The organism is Kaistia nematophila (genome assembly GCF_026343855.1).
Taxonomy (GTDB): Bacteria; Pseudomonadota; Alphaproteobacteria; order Rhizobiales; family Kaistiaceae; genus Kaistia; species Kaistia nematophila.
In genome coordinates this window covers 85251-103285 of record NZ_JAPKNK010000005.1, presented here as the reverse complement: position 1 = coordinate 103285, position 18035 = coordinate 85251, and the positions used below count along the sequence as shown (strand labels likewise).

15 protein-coding genes are annotated in these 18035 nt (G+C 67.3%); 8 read left to right on the top strand and 7 right to left on the bottom strand.

The window, feature by feature from the left end; genetic code table 11:
* Position 1: 1 nt before the first annotated feature.
* The 7 genes from OSH07_RS13445 to OSH07_RS13415 form a co-directional block, all read right to left on the bottom strand.
* A complete protein-coding gene (locus OSH07_RS13445) occupies positions 2–1090 on the bottom strand; it encodes a DUF917 domain-containing protein (RefSeq protein WP_266339174.1) in 1089 nt (362 codons plus the stop codon).
* 7 nt (positions 1091–1097) lie between these two features.
* Positions 1098–2639, bottom strand: a complete 1542-nt coding sequence (locus OSH07_RS13440; RefSeq protein ID WP_266339173.1) for a hydantoinase/oxoprolinase N-terminal domain-containing protein — start codon at positions 2637–2639, stop codon at positions 1098–1100.
* Positions 2640–2681: 42 nt separating this feature from the next.
* A complete protein-coding gene (locus tag OSH07_RS13435) occupies positions 2682–3749 on the bottom strand; it encodes an ABC transporter ATP-binding protein (RefSeq protein WP_266339172.1) in 1068 nt (355 codons plus the stop codon).
* A gap of 50 nt (positions 3750–3799) precedes the next feature.
* Positions 3800–4924: an ABC transporter substrate-binding protein gene (locus OSH07_RS13430; protein ID WP_266339171.1), complete on the bottom strand. Its 1125-nt coding sequence runs from the start codon at positions 4922–4924 to the stop codon at positions 3800–3802.
* A gap of 80 nt (positions 4925–5004) precedes the next feature.
* Positions 5005–5811: an ABC transporter permease gene (locus OSH07_RS13425; protein ID WP_266339170.1), complete on the bottom strand. Its 807-nt coding sequence runs from the start codon at positions 5809–5811 to the stop codon at positions 5005–5007.
* Complete coding sequence (locus tag OSH07_RS13420) at positions 5808–6725, bottom strand: ABC transporter permease (protein ID WP_266339169.1); 918 nt, start codon at positions 6723–6725, stop codon at positions 5808–5810. The genes OSH07_RS13425 and OSH07_RS13420 overlap by 4 nt, the downstream gene beginning before the upstream one ends.
* A 32-nt stretch (positions 6726–6757) precedes the next feature.
* The gene (locus OSH07_RS13415) at positions 6758–7522 is read right to left on the bottom strand and encodes an aspartate/glutamate racemase family protein (protein ID WP_266339168.1); all 765 of its coding nucleotides are present in this window, start codon (positions 7520–7522) and stop codon (positions 6758–6760) included.
* A 344-nt stretch (positions 7523–7866) separates the two neighbouring features.
* Here OSH07_RS13415 and OSH07_RS13410 point away from each other — a divergent pair, with 344 nt between their 5' ends.
* From OSH07_RS13410 to OSH07_RS13375, 8 genes are all read left to right on the top strand, one after another.
* Positions 7867–8877: a nitroreductase family protein gene (locus tag OSH07_RS13410; protein ID WP_266339167.1), complete on the top strand. Its 1011-nt coding sequence runs from the start codon at positions 7867–7869 to the stop codon at positions 8875–8877.
* A 44-nt stretch (positions 8878–8921) separates the two neighbouring features.
* Positions 8922–9992 carry a dipeptidase gene (locus OSH07_RS13405; protein WP_266339166.1) on the top strand — a complete coding sequence of 357 codons (1071 nt, stop codon included), beginning with the start codon at positions 8922–8924 and terminating at the stop codon, positions 9990–9992.
* 364 nt (positions 9993–10356) lie between these two features.
* The gene (locus OSH07_RS13400; RefSeq protein WP_266339165.1) at positions 10357–11331 is read left to right on the top strand and encodes a substrate-binding domain-containing protein; all 975 of its coding nucleotides are present in this window, start codon (positions 10357–10359) and stop codon (positions 11329–11331) included.
* Positions 11328–12902, top strand: a complete 1575-nt coding sequence (locus OSH07_RS13395; protein ID WP_266339164.1) for a sugar ABC transporter ATP-binding protein — start codon at positions 11328–11330, stop codon at positions 12900–12902. The genes OSH07_RS13400 and OSH07_RS13395 overlap by 4 nt, the downstream gene beginning before the upstream one ends.
* A gap of 19 nt (positions 12903–12921) precedes the next feature.
* Entirely contained in the window at positions 12922–13956 is a 1035-nt protein-coding gene (locus tag OSH07_RS13390) for an ABC transporter permease (RefSeq protein ID WP_266339163.1), read from the top strand.
* Entirely contained in the window at positions 13953–15923 is a 1971-nt protein-coding gene (locus tag OSH07_RS13385) for a D-apionate lactonase family protein (protein ID WP_266339162.1), read from the top strand. The genes OSH07_RS13390 and OSH07_RS13385 overlap by 4 nt, the downstream gene beginning before the upstream one ends.
* The gene (locus OSH07_RS13380; protein WP_266339161.1) at positions 15920–16966 is read left to right on the top strand and encodes a Gfo/Idh/MocA family protein; all 1047 of its coding nucleotides are present in this window, start codon (positions 15920–15922) and stop codon (positions 16964–16966) included. The genes OSH07_RS13385 and OSH07_RS13380 overlap by 4 nt, the downstream gene beginning before the upstream one ends.
* Positions 16963–18009, top strand: coding sequence for an aldo/keto reductase (locus OSH07_RS13375; protein WP_266339160.1), 1047 nt, complete (start codon positions 16963–16965; stop codon positions 18007–18009). Before OSH07_RS13380 ends, OSH07_RS13375 begins: the two co-directional genes overlap by 4 nt.
* The last annotated feature ends 26 nt before the right edge of the window (positions 18010–18035 follow it).

Here is an 18035-nt window from a genome sequence, read left to right as displayed (position 1 = left end):
CTCAGGCCATTGTCTCGATGGGGGTGAAGGGGTGATCGAGGCCGAAGCAGCGGGGACCGAAGACGTCGAGCGCTTCCGGCGTGCGCATGATCGCGGGCACGGCGACGGCGACCACGGTGACGCGCTGGCCGTAGCGCAGCTGCTCGGTCGTGATCGGCTCGGCGCTTTCGCTATCCATGATGCAGATCAGGTCCGGCACGATCGCCCTGACCTCGCCATTGACGCGGGCGATCAGGTTCTCGTTCTGGATCTCGATCTCCATCGTGCCGACCCAGGGGCCGAGGCCGTCGATGCGGGCCCGACCGATCGAGAAGCCGTTGCGGGTCTCTCGCTGCACGTCGACCAGCTTGCCGGTGAAGATGATGCGCGCATGGTTGTAGAGCGTCTGCGGCATCAGGTTCAGCAGAGCGTCGAACGGGCTCTGGTGGCTGGCCTTGGCCTCGCGCAGGCAGCGACCGATGCGCATGGCGAGCGTCATCGTGTTGGGCACGGCCGTGCGCTTCACGTCGGCGCCCGACATCGAATATTCCGCAATATAGGCGCAGCCGCCCATGCGGATCGCCACCATGCGCGACAGCCACTCCATGCTCTTGTTGTCGGTCGCCATCAGCAGGGTGGAGTCGTTGTCCTCGTCCGTCACATACATCGGGCTGCCCGAGACGCCGTAGACGCCGAAGGTTTCCATCTGCAGTTCCGGGAAGGCCCGTCCCATGCCGTCGGCATCGACGATCGGGATGCCGAGGCGCGCGCCGACGACAAGCGGGATGGTCGAGTTGATGCCCCCGATCTCGATCGGCATCGTGGCGAACGCCTTGCGGCCGAGATGCTTCTCGAGCTGCCGGAAGGAGGTGATCGCCTCCTCGCCGCTCGGCAGCTTCTCAATCAGCACGGTCGGCGCGCCCATCATGGCGGTCGGGATGACCAGCGCCTCGTCCGGGACGTCGGTCGGGTCGATCAGGTCGACCGTCAGCCCTTCGTCCAGGCAGCGCTGCACCATGAGACGGCCGACATAGGGATTGCCGCCGCCGCCGGTGCCGAGAAAGGCGGCGCCGACCGCGAGGTCGTGGAGGTCTTCGGAGGTGAGCTTCATGGCGGGCTCAATCCATCACCAGGTCGCCGACCGCCTTGACGCGGATGCGCGTGGCGCTTCCCGGCAGGTAGGCGAGCGGGACTTCCTCGATGTCGACGATCTTGACCGAGTCCGGATCGGCGCCGGCCTTGGTCGAGCGCTCCGTCGCCTCGGCCTTGGCGCCGGCGAGCACGATGTCGCGCGAGGTGCCTTCGAGCGAGAAGATGCGGTCGATCTCGCCGCCGACCTGGGCGATCGCCGCGCCGATGGCATTGGCGACGGAGGCGTTCTCCGGCCGGATCACCTTCGAAGCCGAGGGCAGGTCGCGCGAGACGAGAATGGAGCCGCCGCCGACGAGGATGACCGGCAGCGGATCGGCGCTGGTCTTCATGCGGTCGACCGCCTCATCGACCATGCGGTGCATGGTGTCGAGCGCGTTGTTGATGGTCTTGGCCGGAATGTGGGCGACGCGCGAACGGTCGCCGATATCCTCGAGACCGGCCGCGACCACGATGTCGGTCGTGGTCAGCGTGTCGCCGCCGAAGACGAGCGCCTTCGAGGTGATCTCGTAGCCGACCGAATCCGGGCCGATGCGCGTGCCCTCGTCGCGGATGATCGAGCCGCCGCCGAGGCCGATCGCCAGCACGTCCGGCATGCGGAAATTGGTGCGCACGCCACCGATGTCGACCGCCACCGCGGATTCGCGCGGAAAACCCTGCATCAGCATGCCGACGTCGGAGGTCGTGCCGCCGATATCGACGACCATGGCTTCCTTCTCGCCGGCGAGCAGCGCGGCGCCGCGCATCGAATTGGTCGGGCCGGATGCGAAGGTGAGGACGGGATAGCGCGCGACATAATCGGGCGTCATCAGCGTGCCGTCGTTCTGGCTGATGAAGAACGGCGCCTCGATCGACAGGTCCTTCAGCGCCTGGCGGAACGAGTTGACCACCCGCGTCGACAGGTCGGCGAGGCAGGCGTTCATGATCGTCGCGTTCTCGCGCTCCAGGAAGCCGACGCGACCGATCTCATGTGACAGCGAGATCGAGAGATCGGGCACCTCGTTGCGCAGGATCTCGGCGGCGCGCTGCTCCATGATCGGCGTGACCGGCGAGAACACCGAGGTGATGGACGCGGTCTTCAGGCCGCGCGACTTGATCTCGCCGGCAATGCGCAGGATTTCCTTCTCGTCGAGCGGCGAGATCTCGCGGCCGTCGAACTCGTGTCCGCCGCGCACCATGAAGGTGTGGCGGCCGAGCGTGGTGGCGAGGTCGTTCGGCCAGTCCGTCATCGGCGGCAGGCCCTTGGTCGCCGGCAGGCCGAGGCGGATGGCGGCAACTTCGAGCAGACGCTTGCGCTCGACCACGGCATTGGTGAAATGCGTGGTGCCGATCATCACGGCCTTGATCTCGGAGACGGCGACGCCCGTCAGGCTCAACACGTCGCGCAGTACCTTGGAGATGCCGGAGCTCACATCCGAGGTCGTCGGAGTCTTGCAGGCGCCCCGGACGGTCAGGCCGTCCATCAGGGCGGCATCCGTGTTGGTGCCGCCGACGTCAATGCCGATACGCATTATCGAACCTCGATCTGGTGGAATTTTGGGTGCTGGAGGGGATCAGGCGACGAGCGCCTCTGACCATTCGGGATCCCAGCCGATCGTCACGACCGTGCCGGGGGAGAAGCGCTCGACATGCGCCTGGTTCTGACGTTCCGCGACGATCTCCTGCTCGCCGACCTTGAGCCGATAGCGGACGATCGGGCCCTGGTAGGTTTCGCTCAGCACGGTGGCGCTCAGGCGGGCATCGCCGTCGCCGATCGCTCCGCCGATGAGGACGTTTTCCGGCCGCACCACCAGCTTGGCGGCGCCGCCCGGCGTGACGGCGGAGGAAGCGCGGGTCTTCAGTTCATGGCCGCCGAGATCGACGGTGACGCCGGTCGCATCCTGGCCGCGGATGGTGACGTCGAGCATGTTGGAATGGCCGATGAAGCTGGTGACGAACAGCGTCTTTGGCCGCTCGTAAATCTCCTGCGGCGTACCGACCTGAACGATCTTCGACTTTGACATCACGCCGATGCGGTCGGACATGGTCAGCGCCTCGTCCTGGTCGTGCGTGACATAGACCGTGGTAATGCCGAGATTCTTCTGCAGGTCCTTGATCCAGAACTTCATCTCCTCGCGCAGGCCCTTGTCGAGGGCCGAGAGCGGCTCGTCGAGCAACAGGATGCGCGGCTCGGTCACCAGCACGCGGGCGAGCGCCACGCGCTGCTGCTCGCCGCCGGAGAGCTGGCGCTGGTAGCGTTCGCCATAGCCGGCGAGGCCGACCTGCTTCAGCGCCTCGGTGACGCGCCAGGTGATCTCGTTCTTGTTGCGCTTCCGAAGCTTCAGGCCGAAGGCGATGTTCTCCGCGACGTTCATGTGCGGGAAGATCGCGTAATTCTGGAACACGATGCCGATGTCGCGCTTTTCCGGCGGCAGGCCGGTGACGTCGTCCGAACCGATCAGGATCTGGCCGGAGGACGGCTTGATGAAGCCGGCGATCATGCGCAGCGTCGTCGACTTGCCGCAGCCGGAGGGACCGAGGAGGGAGAAGAACTCCCCCTCCCCGATGTTCAGGTTGATCTCGGAGACGGCGTTGCCTTCGCCATAGGTCTTGGTGAGGTTCACAAGGCGGATATCGGACATGGGTATCGAGGCTTCCGTTCCCGGGATCGTTCGTGGCGGATGCTGAGGGATCAGCCGGCGAAGATGCCGTTGACCGTCTCGACGATGTCCTCTTCGTTCTCGTTGTAGCTCTTCCAGTCCGGCGTCCAGTAGCCGGCGATCGCGTCGGCCGTGTTGGTCACGCCCTTCGAGGCGAGGTTCTCGGTGATGACCACGTCCTTGTTGACCGGGCGCTGGTAGAAGGTGCTGCCCATGACCGACTGCAGCTTGGTCTCCAGCGTGCGGTTCAGAAGCGCGTAGGCGAGCTTCTTTTCCGTCGGCTCGATGTAGCGGCTGACGGTCTTGGTCTGGGTCAGGATCGGCTTGACCTCTTCCCACAGCATCGGCGCGACCTTCACGCCCTTGTCCATCTGCTGGTAGACCTCGGCGTCGTGTTGGACGGCGAGCTCGACTTCGCCGCGCTCGAGCAGGGTCTGCATGTTGCCGGTGAAGTCGGAGATCTTCATCGGCATGGCCTTGCGCATGGCCTCGTAGCCGGCCTCGAGGTCATACTGGTCCTTGCCGAACAGCTTGCAGGCGGCGATGAAGAAATCCATCTGCAGGCCGTTCGAGGTGATGTAGGTGCCCCGCTTGCCGGCGAACTTCTCTTCCCAGAAGGTCTTGAAATCGGCCGGCTTCGGATCGACCAGGTCGGTGCGGTAGGCGTAGCAGTAGCGCGAATAGCTCCACGTCACGCCGACGCCGTTCTCGGTCGCGAACGGCCAGATAAGCTTGGCGTTCGGCAGGTTGGCGACGACCTCGTCGAGCGGCGTGAAGAAATCGCCGGCCGCGGCCGTCTTGAACATCTCGCCATAGTTCCAGTTCACCAGCGCGAAGGGCGGCTTCTGCGGGCCGCCGGCGACGAATTTCGGGAACCAGGGGAACGAACTCTCGTAGGCGATCTTGCAGTTGAAGTCCTTCTCGAACTGGTCGAGCAGTTCCTTGCGGACGATCTCCTCCCAGAAGCCGCCCCATTCGGCGATCCGCAGCGTCGCGCCGCCGGCGTCGAAGACGGAGCCGTCATAGGTCACGTCCTGCGACCAGGCGTGGTTGATGTTGAAGAGATTGACGCCCGTGCCGAGGGCGAGCGCGCCGGCGGCCGAGCCCTTCAGGAAGCCGCGCCGGGTCGAGATGATTCCCTTGGAAGTAGACTTCATTGCATTCCCCTTTGTTGTTTTCGCGAACCCCGGCCTCATTGGGCGGGGCGTAGACATCTGCGTGGAAGCATGGCCGTGCCTCAGGCCTTGAAGACCCTCCGCAAGCTGACGAGACGGGATGTGACGATGGTGGAGATGACGACGAGGGCGATGGCGAAGATGCCGGCCGCGGCCGCCGTGGGCTCGAACTTGTAGCGAAGCGAAATATACATCGCCATCGGCAGCGGCTCGTGGTTCGGCACCGACAGGAACAGCGTGGTCTCGAACTGGCCGAAGGAGACGATGAAAGCGAAGATGCAGCCGGCCGAGATGCCCGGCGCGATGATCCGGAGCGTGATCTTGCGGAAGGCGGTCCAGGGCGAGGCGCCAAGGCTACGCGCCGCCTCCTCCAGCGAGACGTCGAAGCCGACCAGCGACGCTGTCACCGTGGCGATGACGAACGGGCATGTCACCAGCACGTGGCAGATCAGGAGACCCGGGAAGGTGCGGGCGAGACCGATGTCAGTGGTCGAGAAGAACACGTAGAGCGCCAGTCCCAGCACCACGCCGGGCAGCACGATCGGCAGCATGAAGAAGCCGCGCAGCGCGCCGGAGGCCTTGCTCGACGAGCGGGCGAGGTAGAGCGCCGCCAGCGTGCCGACGACGGTGGAGATCAGCGTGGAGCAAAGCGCCAGCGCGAAGCTGTAGAAATAGGCCGACAGGAACACCGGCGAGGTCAGGAACGCCTTCACCCAGCGAAGCGACAGGCCCTGCGGCGGGAAGGTCAGGTAGTCGCCGGCATTGAGGCCGGCCAGCACGACGATGACCAGCGGCAGCAGCAGGACGAGCAGCGCGAACCCGGCGATGACCTTGAAGACGAGCGGGATTGCGGATTCGTCGCGCATCATGTCCGCCCTCCGGCCGAGCGCACCGCGGCCTTGTGATAGATGAAGACGGCCATCAGGCTGGTGGCGAAGAGGACGACGGCGACGGCGGAGCCGAACTGCCAGCGGCCGGTCTCGGCGATCTGCTGGTAGATGTGGATCGGCAGGACCATCACCTTCCAGCCGCCCATCAGCGCCGGCACGACATAGGACGAGACCGACAGCGCGAAGACGAGCAGCGACCCGGCCAGGATGCCCGGCATGGAGAGCGGCAGCGTCACCCGCCAGAACGCTTCGGCGCGGGTGGCGCCGAGGCTGCGGGCGGCCTCCTCGAGCGAGGGGTGAATCGCCTTGATGATGCCGATCAGCGACAGGATCATGAAGGGCAAGGCGATCTGGACGAGGCCGACGACGACGCCGAAGGTGTTGTACATCAAGGGTAGCGGCTTCTCGATCAGGCCGATCGACATCAACGCGCCATTGATCAGGCCCTGGTCGCCCATCAGCACCATCAGCCCGTACATGCGGATGACGGTATCGAGCTGCATCGACGAGAGCACGAGGATCATCAGCAGCGTGTTGCGGCCGGGATGCTCGGTCTTGGCGATGACATAGGCGAGCGGATAGCCGATCGCCAAGGCCAGGACGGCGACGACCGCGGCGATCCAGATCGAACGCAGGATCGCCAGATAATAGAGCGGCCGCGTGAAGATACGGACGAAATTGTCGAAGGTCAGGTTGCCCGCGAAGTTGACGACGCCGGCAACCGGCTTGTCGAAGGCGAGCGCGAAGAGAGACGCCACCGGCGCGATGAAGAAGAGCAGGAAGAACAGGAAAGCCGGGAGCACCAGCCACCAGAGCTTGAAGCCGCCGAGCGCCCCGGCAATCGATCCGCCCGAGCGGATGCGCGTCGTTGTTCGCCCTTCGGCCAATGCCATCGGTGCCATCTCCTTCGTTTCGCCGCCGGTCGTCACTCAGCCGCGATCGCGGTGGGCAGCGTGAAGCCGTAGCCGACCAGTTCCTTCTTCGGCGGCATCGGGTAGGTGAGCTTGCTCTGGCTGAGGCCGACGCGGGCGAGCGCCGCGGCCACGGACACCGCCGTGGGGATCGGGTCCACCACCGGGATGTCGATCCCCTTGGCAAGCAGGCCCTGGCGCACGGCGGCGGCGCAGCCGAGAAGACCGGTGCAGCCGAAGATCACCGCCTCGGCGCCATCCTGCTCGACGGCGATCACCGCCTGCTCGACGAGGCGAGCCTGGGTGTGCGGAAGGTCGTCCTCCAGCTCCAGGACCGGGATGTCGACATGGCGGACCGAGGCCATCTTGGTGCTGAGGCCGTAGACGGCAGCCTCGTTCTCGAACTGGGCGCGCAGGCGGCGCAGCACGGTGATGACGCTGAAGCGGTGGCCGAGCATGGCGGCGACGTGCATGGCGGTCTCGGCCGGGCCGAGGACGGGAATCGAGACGACCTCGCGCACGGCCCGCAGGCCCGGATCGCCCATGCAGTCGATGATGATCGCGTGGGCGCCTTCCTTCTCCGCCTCGATCGCCTTCTCGATCGTGCCGGGAACCGACATCGCGATCTCGAACTCGCTCTCGATCGAGCCGGGGCCGCTGTCGATCTGGCTGTGGCTGACGGTCAGGCCGGCATAGCCCAGCGCGGCGAGGTCGGCCGGCTTGCGAAAGCCCTTGGTGGTGATGGGGGACAACACTCGGACATCGATCAGATCGCTCATGACGGTCTCACTGTTCCTGCTGCGTTGCGGAAAGGCTCGCACCGACAGGGCCCGGGGACCAAGGCTGAAGAGAGATAGGCCGGCATGTGATTGGGAGGGTAGGTTTACGCAACAAATATTCGTAAACCTATCCATATGGGTAGCAATACGGATCGCGTTTCGCTGATTTTGCTGCGCTTTTGGGCGGCATGGGCCGGCTTCCGAGGGCCGAAACCCCGGTCGCGACGCCGATTTCGAGCGTCCGCGCTTGTTTGACAGGGGCCGCCTCGCGGTCGAACCTCCCCGCATCGCGGCAATCCTGACGGGTTGCCCTACCCTATTTCCGTTTCAAGACGAGGCCGTGAATGAGCTGGCTATCGGTGACGAACCCGCTTGGCGCGCGAGCCGAGCGCGCGCGGCAGACCCTCTGGCTGGTCCGCAACTTCCTCTATGATTATCGCCGCTATTCGCGGGAATCCTTCCTGCACGGGCCGAAGAGCCGCGAAAGCCGCAAGGCGCATATCCACCTGCTCGCCCATACCGTCGAACATGGCCTGTCGCTGGCCAATCCCCGCCCGGCCTTCGGCCTGGAAAAGATCCGCAAGCTGGTCGGCGAGACCCGCTCCTACATTGCCGACTACGGCATCGACGCCAGCGCCGAGATCGCGATCCGGGCGCTCGAGGCCTATGTCGCGTTCAACCGCGCCGCCGGGGCCGAGATCGGCGACGTGCCGGCCGCCGTCGAAACGCTGAGGCAGGCGATCGTCTCTGCGCGGACCGAGCTTCTCGGCGGCACCGAGGACGTCACGGCGGAGGGCATCCGCCAGCGCGCCTCGATGGATTTCCTCGGCTTCATGGAAGCGCGCCACAGCGTGCGCCAATATGCGGACCGGCCGGTCGATCCCGCACTGATCGAGCAGGCCGTTCGCGCCGCGCAGCAATCGCCCTCGAGCTGCAACCGCCAGACCTGCCGCGTCTACGCCTTCACCGAACGCAAGGCGATCGCCAGCGTGCTCGGCTTCCAGTCCGGCAATCGCGGCTTCGGCGAGCAGCTCGGCGGCATCCTGATCGTCACCACCGACATCCGCCACTGGGGCTCGGTCGGCGAGCGCTACCAGGGCTGGATCGACGGCGGCATGTTCGCCATGACGCTGGCGCTCGGCCTACATGCCGAAGGGCTCGGCGCCTGCATGCTGAACTGGAGTGAGACCAAGGACGTCGACGCGGCGATGCGCGCGCATGTCGGCATTCCCGACAACGAGCTGGTCATCACCATGATCGGCTTCGGCCACATGCCCGACAGCTTCAAGGTCCCGCGCTCGCAACGAAAGCCCCTCGACGAGATCCTGCGCCTCGATCCCGCCCTGCCCGCCTGACACCCTCAGCCTTCCCGCCGCCCCGCCTACCGGAAAGCCCTTTCATGACGACCGCCCCGATCCCCGTCTTCGACGGGCACAACGACGTCCTGCTGCGCCTCTACAACAATGGCGGCGACGACGCCGCGATCCAGTCCTTCCTGACCGGCGGCGCGGGCGGCCATCTCGACCTGCCGCGGGCGCGGGAAGGCGGCTTTGCCGGCGGTATGTTCGCGATCTTCCCGCCCTCGCCCGCCATGGAAAACTTCATGGACCTGATGCAGGGTGAAGGCTACGACCTGCCGCTGCCCGACGCGCTGGAGCTCTCGGACGGACAGAAATCAACCCTCGCCATGGCGTCGATCCTGTTCCGCCTCGAACGCGCCTCGGAAGGCGCCGTCGCCGTCTGCCGGAGCGTCGCCGACATCCGCGCCGCGATGGCGCGCGGCGCGCTCGCTACCGTCCTGCATATCGAGGGCGCCGAGGCGATCGACGCCGATCTCGTCATGCTCGACGTGCTGCACGCCGCCGGTCTGCGCTCGATCGGCCCGGTGTGGAGCCGGCCCAACATCTTTGGCCATGGCGTACCGATGCGCTTCCCGAGTTCGCCCGATACCGGCCCCGGCCTGACGCACGTCGGCTTCGACCTGGTCCGCGCCTGCAACCGGCTCGGCATCCTGATCGACCTCTCGCACCTGAACGAGAAGGGCTTCTGGGAGGTCGCCAGGACCAGCAACGCGCCGCTGGTCGCGACCCATTCCAACGTCCATGCAATCTGCCCCGTCTCGCGCAACCTGACCGATGCGCAGTATGAGGCAATCCGCGCCAGCGGCGGCGTGGTCGGGCTCAACTACGCCACCGCCTTCCTGCGCCCGGACGGCCACATGGACGCGGCGACCGGCCTCGACGTGATGATCCGCCATCTCGACGCCATGCTGGAGCGGCTCGGCGAGACCGGCGTGGCGCTCGGCTCGGACTATGACGGCGCCGTGGTGCCGGAGGGCGTCGCCGACGTCTCGCTGCTGCCCCGGCTGATCGAGGCGATGCAGGCGCATGGCTATGGCGACGCGCTGATCCGCCGGATCGCCTCGGAAAACTGGCTCGACGTGCTCGACCGCACCTGGTCGCCGCGCTGACACCCTTCCGGCGCACCACATCGTGAAGTCCCCAGGGGCGCCACGTGGCGCCCTCCCTGCCTCGCCGTCTCCGCCGCGCGCGACCGGCGTCACCGGATGTGTCGCCAGCCCCCGGCCTTGCCTGACGCCGGCCCCGCGTGCCCTCGCGCCCTTGCCGAGTTGCCCCTCTGCAACTCCCGCGCGACCCGTCCATCACCCGTTTCTGCCGATCCCGGGATCGATCCCTTTTTGGAATTTCGTTTCCAACCTTCCGATTCCAACGGAAATTCCTGCCTTCTGAAAAAGACGACAAATTCAATATACATTAAGGAGTATCAGACGGAGCCGCCAGGACGGCGCCGAAAACATCAAGGAATTCAAACTCATGTCGATCAAGACGACATTTTCCGCGATCGCTCTCGCGGCGCTGGCGGCCGCGCCCGTTTCGCACGCCTTTGCGGAACCGAAAGGCAAGGACGCCGAGGTCACGATCCTCGTCTCCTCGCTGACTTACTCCTTCCCGCACTTCGTGTTCCTGCAGGAACAGCTCGAGGATGAAGCAGCCAAGATCGGCAAGGTCAAGGTGCTGCGCGCCGACGGCCAGCTGAGCGCGCCGAAGCAGATCGCCGACATCGAGGCCGCCATCGTTCAGGGCGTCGACGGCATCATCATCGCCCCGGCCGATGCCGACGCGCTCGCCCCCGCCGTCAAGGCGGCGATCGACGCCGGCGTGCCGGTCGTGACCATCGACCGCCCCGTCAATGGCGTGCCGGAAGTGCTCGCCAATGTCGCCGCCGACAACCTCAAGGGCGCCGAGCGCCAGGGCGAGGCGATCGCCGCGCAGTTCCCGAAGGGCGCGACGATCATCAACCTGCAGGGCATCCCCGGCGACAAGACCGCCAATGACCGCAACCAGGGCGTCCACAACGTCCTCGACAAGCAGCCCGACCTATACAAGTTCGTGTCGGAGCAGACCGCCCGCTTCAGCCGCGACCAGGGCCTCTCGGTCACCGAGAACATCCTGACCGGCCAGGCCGAGCTGCCGCAGGTCATCGTCGCCGCCAATGACGACAGCGCGCTCGGCGCCGCCCAGGCGGTCGAAGCTCGCAAGCTCAACGGCAAGATCGCCATCTATGGCTATGACGGCTCGACCGACGCGCTGAAGGCCGTCAGCGACGGCTCGCTCGCCGCCACCGTCGACCAGTTCCCGGGCAAGCAGGGCCGCGTCGCGGTCAAGACGCTGGTCGACTTCATCCGCGAAGGCGTGAAGCCCGCCAATTCCAACATCCTCGTCGAGCCGGTCGCCATCACCAAGGCCAACCTCGCCGACGCCGAACGCATCGGCACGATCACGCAATGACCGCGATCGGCAGCGATGCCGGGACGGTTTCCTCGGGTGGCGTCACGCCACCCGAGGCTTCGTTTCTGAGCCTCGAAACCCTCTCCAAGCACTTCTTCGGCGTGACGGTGCTCGACCGCGTCTCGCTGGCGCTCACCGCCGGCAAGGTTCATGCGCTGCTCGGCGAGAACGGCGCCGGCAAGTCGACGCTCATCAACCTCCTGAGCGGCATCCACAAGCCGGATGGCGGATCGCTCCGGCTCGACGGCGAGACGGTCGAGTTGACCGGACCGAATGACGCGCAGAAGCGCGGCATCTCGACGATCCACCAGGAATTCAGCCTGTTTCCCGACCTGACCGTGGCCGAGACGATCTTTGCCGGTCGCCTGCCCGTCAATCGCTTCGGCCTGGTCGACTGGCGCCGCATCGCCCGTCAGACCATAGAGGTGATGCAGCAGCTCGGCGCCGAGATCGCGCCCGGACGGCGCGTCGCGGATCTGAGCATCGCCGAGCAGCAGCTGGTCGAGATCGGCCGCGCGCTCACGCTGAAATCCCGCCTGATCATCATGGACGAACCGACGGCATCGTTGACGCCGCGCGAAGTGGACCGCCTGAAGGCGGTCGTCCGCGCGCTCACCGCCGAAGGCGTCGCCATCCTCTTCGTCAGCCACCGGCTGGAAGAGGTCAAGGAACTCGCGGACAGCTTCACCGTGCTGCGCGACGGCGTCGTCGTCGCCAGCGGCGACATCGCTGACGCGACGATCGACGATCTCGTCCGCTGGATGGTCGGCCGCGAGCTGCTCGAGGAAGACCGCCACCACGCCGCCTCGAAGCCGGGGGCCGTCGTGCTCGACGTCGAAGGGCTGAAAAGCCGGCCGCGCTCCGCCCGTTCGGCTTCCGTCGAGGGCGTCAGCTTCTCCGTCCGCGCCGGCGAGATCGTCGGCCTGGCCGGGCTGGTGGGCGCAGGCCGCACCGAGATCGCCCGCCTGATCTTCGGCGCCGATCCGATCGGCGGCGGCTCGATCCGCCTGAACGGCGAGGCCTATCGACCCAAGGGTCCGGGAGACGCGATCGCCGCCGGCGTCGCCCTCGTGCCCGAGGACCGCAAGCAGCAGTCGCTGTTCCCGACGCTTGCCATCAGCGAGAATTTCGCAGCCGCAGGCGGCGTGCCCGCCGGCCCGTTCGGCATCCTGCGCCGCAAGGCCGAGAAAGGCGCGTTCCAGCATTTTCGCGATCGGCTGAAGCTGCGCTCGGCCGGCGCCGACGCGCCGATCGCCACGCTTTCCGGCGGCAACCAGCAGAAGGTCGTGCTCGCCCGCTGGCTGGAACTGAAGCCGCGCCTTTTGATCGTCGACGAGCCAACGCGCGGCGTCGACATCGGCGCCAAGGCCGACCTGCACCGCCTGCTGCGCGAACTCGCCGCCGATGGCGTCGCCATCCTGCTGATCTCCTCCGACCTGCCGGAAGTGCTGGCGCTCAGCGACCGCATCCTGACGCTGCGGGCCGGCCGCCTGACCGGCGAACTCGCCGGCCGCGATGCCGACGAGGAAAGCCTGATGCGGCTGATGACGCTCCCCAAGGCGGCAGCCTGATCCCAACCCGGTTGAAACCATGTCCCTTGTTCCGTCGCCCTCCGTGGCCCCCTCGCCCTCCCTCGCCCGCCCGCGGTCGAAGAATGCGCTCGCGCTTCTCGCCCGCTTCGCGCCCCTGATCTTCCTGCTGCTGCTGATGGCGCTTTTCACCTTCCTGGCGCCGCGCTTCCTGTCGTCGCTGAATCTGTTCAACATCCTGCGCCAGGTCTCGATCTTCGGCATCGTCGCCGTCGGCATGACCTTCGTCATCTTGACGCGCGGCATCGACCTCTCGATCGGCGCGCTGATCGCGCTGACCGGCCTCGTCGCCGCCGTCGTCGCCAAGGGCGGCATTCCCGGCCGGCTGGAGCTGACCGCCGGCGGCACGCCCTTCGCCTGGTATTGGGCGGCGCTCGCCGCGATCGTCGTCGGCGGCGTCGCCGGCGCGCTGCAGGGCGTCTTCGTCGCGAGGCTCAGCGTGCCCGCCTTCGTGGTGACGCTCGGCGGCATGACCATCTTCCGCGGCCTGGCGCTGATCATCGGCAATGGCGGCCCGATCAGCGGATTCGACGAAAGCTTCGGCTGGTGGGGACGCGGCATGGTCGGCGCCGTGCCGGTGCCGGTCATCGTCTTCCTCGTCGTCGTCGTGATCGCCGGCTTCGTGCTGCATTCGACCCGCTATGGCCGCTCGGTCTACGCCATCGGTTCCAACCCGGAGGCGGCGCGGCTCTGCGGCCTCAACGTCAACCGCACGCTGGTCAGCGTCTATGCGCTGACCGGGCTCTGCGCCGGGCTCGGCGGCTTCCTGCTCGCCTCGCGGCTCAATTCGGCGGAGGCGGTCGCCGGCAACCAATACGAGCTCAATGTCATCGCCGCCGTCGTGATCGGCGGCACCAGCCTCTATGGCGGCACCGGCAGCATCGCCGGAACGGTGATCGGCACGCTGCTGATCGGCGTGCTGCTGAACGGTCTCGTGATCCTCAACGTGTCGCCCTATGTCCAGCAATTGCTGATCGGCGCGATCATCGTCGGCGCGGTGACCTTCGACATCTTCATCAAGAAGTACAAGCGATGAGCCGTCCCCTCTTCCTCACCGGCACGGCGAGCCTCGAGCCGCCGGTCCGCAATCTCGCCGCCGGCGCGCTGTCGGCCAGCTATGATCGCGGCGCGCTGCGCTGGGTCCGCTGGCATGGCCGGGAGATCCTGCGCGGCCTCTCCTTCCTCGTCCGCACGCCGGGCTGGGGAACGCCGGATGCCGAGATCAGCGAACTGGAAATCGCCGAGGACACGGCCCAGTTCTCGGTCGGCTACACGGCGCGCTACCGCAATGGCGCGGCGATCGTCTCGGCCCGGATCCGCTTCACCGGCACCGCAGTCGGCACGCTCGACGCCACCGCGACGATCCTGCCGGAGACGGATTTCGAGACCAACCGCACCGGCTTCGTCGTGCTGCATCCCCTCGATGGCGTCGTCGGCCGGGAGCTCGCGGTCGAGCACGCCGCGGGCAGCACCGAAGCCTTCGTCATGCCGGAGGCGATCAGCCCGGGCCAGCCGCTGTTCGATATCCGCGCCATCACCCATTCGCCCGAGCCCGGCCTCTCGGTCGCGGCCCGCTTCGAGGGCGACGTGTTCGAGATGGAGGACCACCGCAACTGGTCCGACGCCTCGTTCAAGACCTATAGCCGGCCGATCGGCCTGCCCTATCCCTACCGGCTCGCGGCCGGCACGCCGACGCGGCAATCCGTGACCGTCACGATCCGCGACGACGTCGAGCGGCACCCCACGGCAACGACTTCGGACGCCTCGGCCCCCTCGACCGTCACGATCGGCAAGGCGACGGATGTCCGCCTGCCCCGCATCGGCATCGGCCTGCCGGCCGCGCTCGCCGATGCGGCGCTGGCGGTGGCGCCGCAGCTTTCAACGCTTGTCGGCGCGCATCTTCTGCTCCGCTACGATCCCTCGGCCGGCGACACGCCGGAAGACATCGGCGCGGCGGCGGAACTCTCGCGCCGCACCGGCCTCGCCATCGCCTTCGAGCTTCTGCTCGCCGCTCAGGCCGATCCCCGCCCGGAAATCGCCGAGGCGGCGCGGCTGCTCGCCGATGCCGGAATCGCGCCGCTTTCGGTCGCCGCCTTCCCCAAGGTCGACGAGGCGTCGTTCCAGCCCGGCGAGGCGCGTCCGCCTGCCGCCGCCGAGGCGGCCATCCATGATGCGCTCCGCGAAAGCTTCCCCGGCATTCCGGCCGGCAGCGGCTCGCCGGCCTTCTTCACCGAGCTGAACCGCAAGCGGCCGCCCGCCGGCACCTTCGATTTCATCACCCACGCCACCGCGCCGACCGTGCACGCCGCCGACGATCTCTCGGTGATCGAGACCCTGCAATCGCTGCCGCATATCCTGCGCTCGGCACGGGCGATCGCAGGCAGCGCACCGCATCACATCGGCCCGATCGGCATCGGCGCGCGGCTCAACCCCTATGGGCCGGGACCGACACCCAATCCCGACAATGGCCGCGTCGGCCTCGCCGCGGCCGATCCGCGCCAGCGCGCGCTGCTCGGCGCCGCCTGGCATGTCGGCTATGCCGCTGCGATCGCGCCCTTCGGCATCGATGCGCTCGTCCTCGGTGCGCCGGTCGGCCCGTTCGGGCTCGTCTCGACGCCGCAGGCCTATGCCCGGCCGTGGTGGGACGACGTCGCCCAAGGCAGCGCCTATCCGCTGTTCCATGTCGCCGCCGATCTCGCTGGCGCTTCCGGCAAGCCCCGGCTCTCGATCGACGCGCCGAACCCCGACATCGCGGCGCTCGGCTGGACCCAAGACGGACGGCGGCATGTCATCCTTGCCAATCTCTCCGACCGGCCCGTGACACTCCGTCTCGCCGGTCTCGGCGCCGCGACGCTGCGGCGGCTCGACGCCGAAAGCTTCGAGGCCGCAGCCCTCGACCCGTCCGCGTTCCGCGAAGCGACCGTCAGCCTACCCGCCGAGGGGACATTGACGCTCGATGCCTACGCGGTCGCGACCTTCTCCGAAACAGGAGCGGCCGCATGACCGCACGCTTGAAGGGCGCGGTCATCGGCTGCGGTTTCTTTGCCCAGAACCACCTCTATGGCTGGGCCGACCTCGACGACGTCGAGATCGTCGCCGTCTGCGATCTCGATGAAGCCAAGGCCAGGCTTGCAGCGGAGAGGTTCGGCATCGCCCGCGTCTACACCAGCGCCGAAACCCTGTTCGCCACCGAGGCGCTCGACTTCGTCGACATCCCGACGACGATGGAGACGCATGAGGCGCTGACGGCGCTCGCCTTCGCCCATGGCGTGCCGGTGATCCTGCAGAAGCCGTTCGCGCCCGATCTCGACGGCTGCCGGCGGATCGTCGCCGCCGCCGGCGCGGCCAACGTGCCGTTGATGATCCACGAGGATTTCCGCTTCCAGAATCTGTTCCGGACGGTGCGGGGCATCCTCGACAGCGGCGAACTGGGCCGGCTGACCTTCGGCCGCCTCTCCTGGCGCACCGGCATCGACGTCTATTCGAACCAGCCCTATCTGGTGCACGTCAAACGCTTCATGATCATGGATGTCGGCATCCACCTGCTCGACCTCGCCCGCTTCCTGTTCGGCGAGGCGAATGGCGTCTTCTGCCGCACGCAGCAGATCAAGGAAGGCATCGCGGGAGAGGACGCCGCGACCATCCTGCTCAGCCATGAGCAGGGCGCGACGTCGATCCTCGACTTCAGCTACGCCACCAGACGCGATCCCGATCCGTTCCCGCAGACGCTGGGCGAGATCGAGGGGACCGAAGGCACGCTGGTGATCGGCGCAGACCAGGTGCTGACCGTGCATGGCAAGGGCGGCACGCGACGGATCCCTGTGCCGCAGGACGGCCGCGCCTGGACCAGCGCGCCCTGGACGCAGATCCAGGACAGCGTCGTCCACACCCAGCGCCACTTCATCGACAGCCTGCGCCGGGGCACCGAGCCGGCAACGTCCGGCCGCGACAGCCTCGCCACCTATGCCCTGCTCGAAGCGGCGTATCTCTCCGCCGCCAGCGGCAGGCTCATCCATCCCGACCGACTTGTGGGAGACCCCGCATGACCCTCTTCCCGACCCGCCGGCTCGGCAGGACCGATCTCCATCTTCCCGTCTTCGGCGTCGGCACCTGCCCGCTCGGCGATCTCTTCGAGGCGATCCCGGAGGCAGAAGCCAGCGCCACGCTGGAGGCCGCCTGGGATGGCGGGGTCCGGCTCTATGACTCCGCGCCCTGGTACGGTCTCGGCCAGGGCGAGCACCGCACCGGCCGCGCACTCTACCGCCGGCCGCGCGAAGAGTTCGTGCTCTCGACCAAGGTCGGTCGGCGGCTGTTCCGGCCGCGCGACCGCGCCCGTTTCGACGGTTCGAAATGGAAGGGCGGCCTCGCCTTCGAGCATGTGCACGATTACTCCTATGACGGCATCCTGCGCTCCTATGAGGACAGCCTGCAGCGGCTCGGCATCAACAAGGTCGAGATCCTCTACATCCACGATCTCGACAGCGGCTATTTCCCCGACGAGGCCGACCTTCTGGCGCGGCTGCGCGAACTGGAAACCGGCGGATTCCGCGCGCTGGAAGAGCTGAAATCGGCCGGCGAGATCGGCGCCATCGGCGCCGGCATCAACGAACGCGGCATGATCGACCGCTTCCTCGACCGCTACCCGCTCGACGTCTTCCTCGTCGCCTCGCGCTACACGCTGCTGGAGCAGACGATCTTTGCCGACGAACTGTTGCGGGCCGAGCGCGAGGGTGCCGGCATCGTCATCGGCGGCGCCTTCAACTCCGGCATTCTGGCGACGGGCACGTCCGGCGCCGGCCGCTACGAATATGGCGCCGTGCCGGCCGCCATCCTCGAGCGCGTGCGCCGGCTGGAAGCGGTGGCGGCGCGCCATGGCGTGCCGCTTGCCGCCGCCGCGCTGCAGTTCCCGCTCGGCTTCCAGGCGGTCGCGAGCGTGCTGAACGGCCCGTCGCGCGTCGGCGAGATCGAGCAGAACCTCCGGCATTTCCGCCATCCGATCCCAGCCGATTTCTGGCTCGAGCTGCGCTCCGAAAAGCTTCTCGGCGACGACATCCCGATCCCGGCAGCCGCCCTGCCCGAAACAGTCTAGTTCCGGCGCCGCCCCCGCGCCGACCG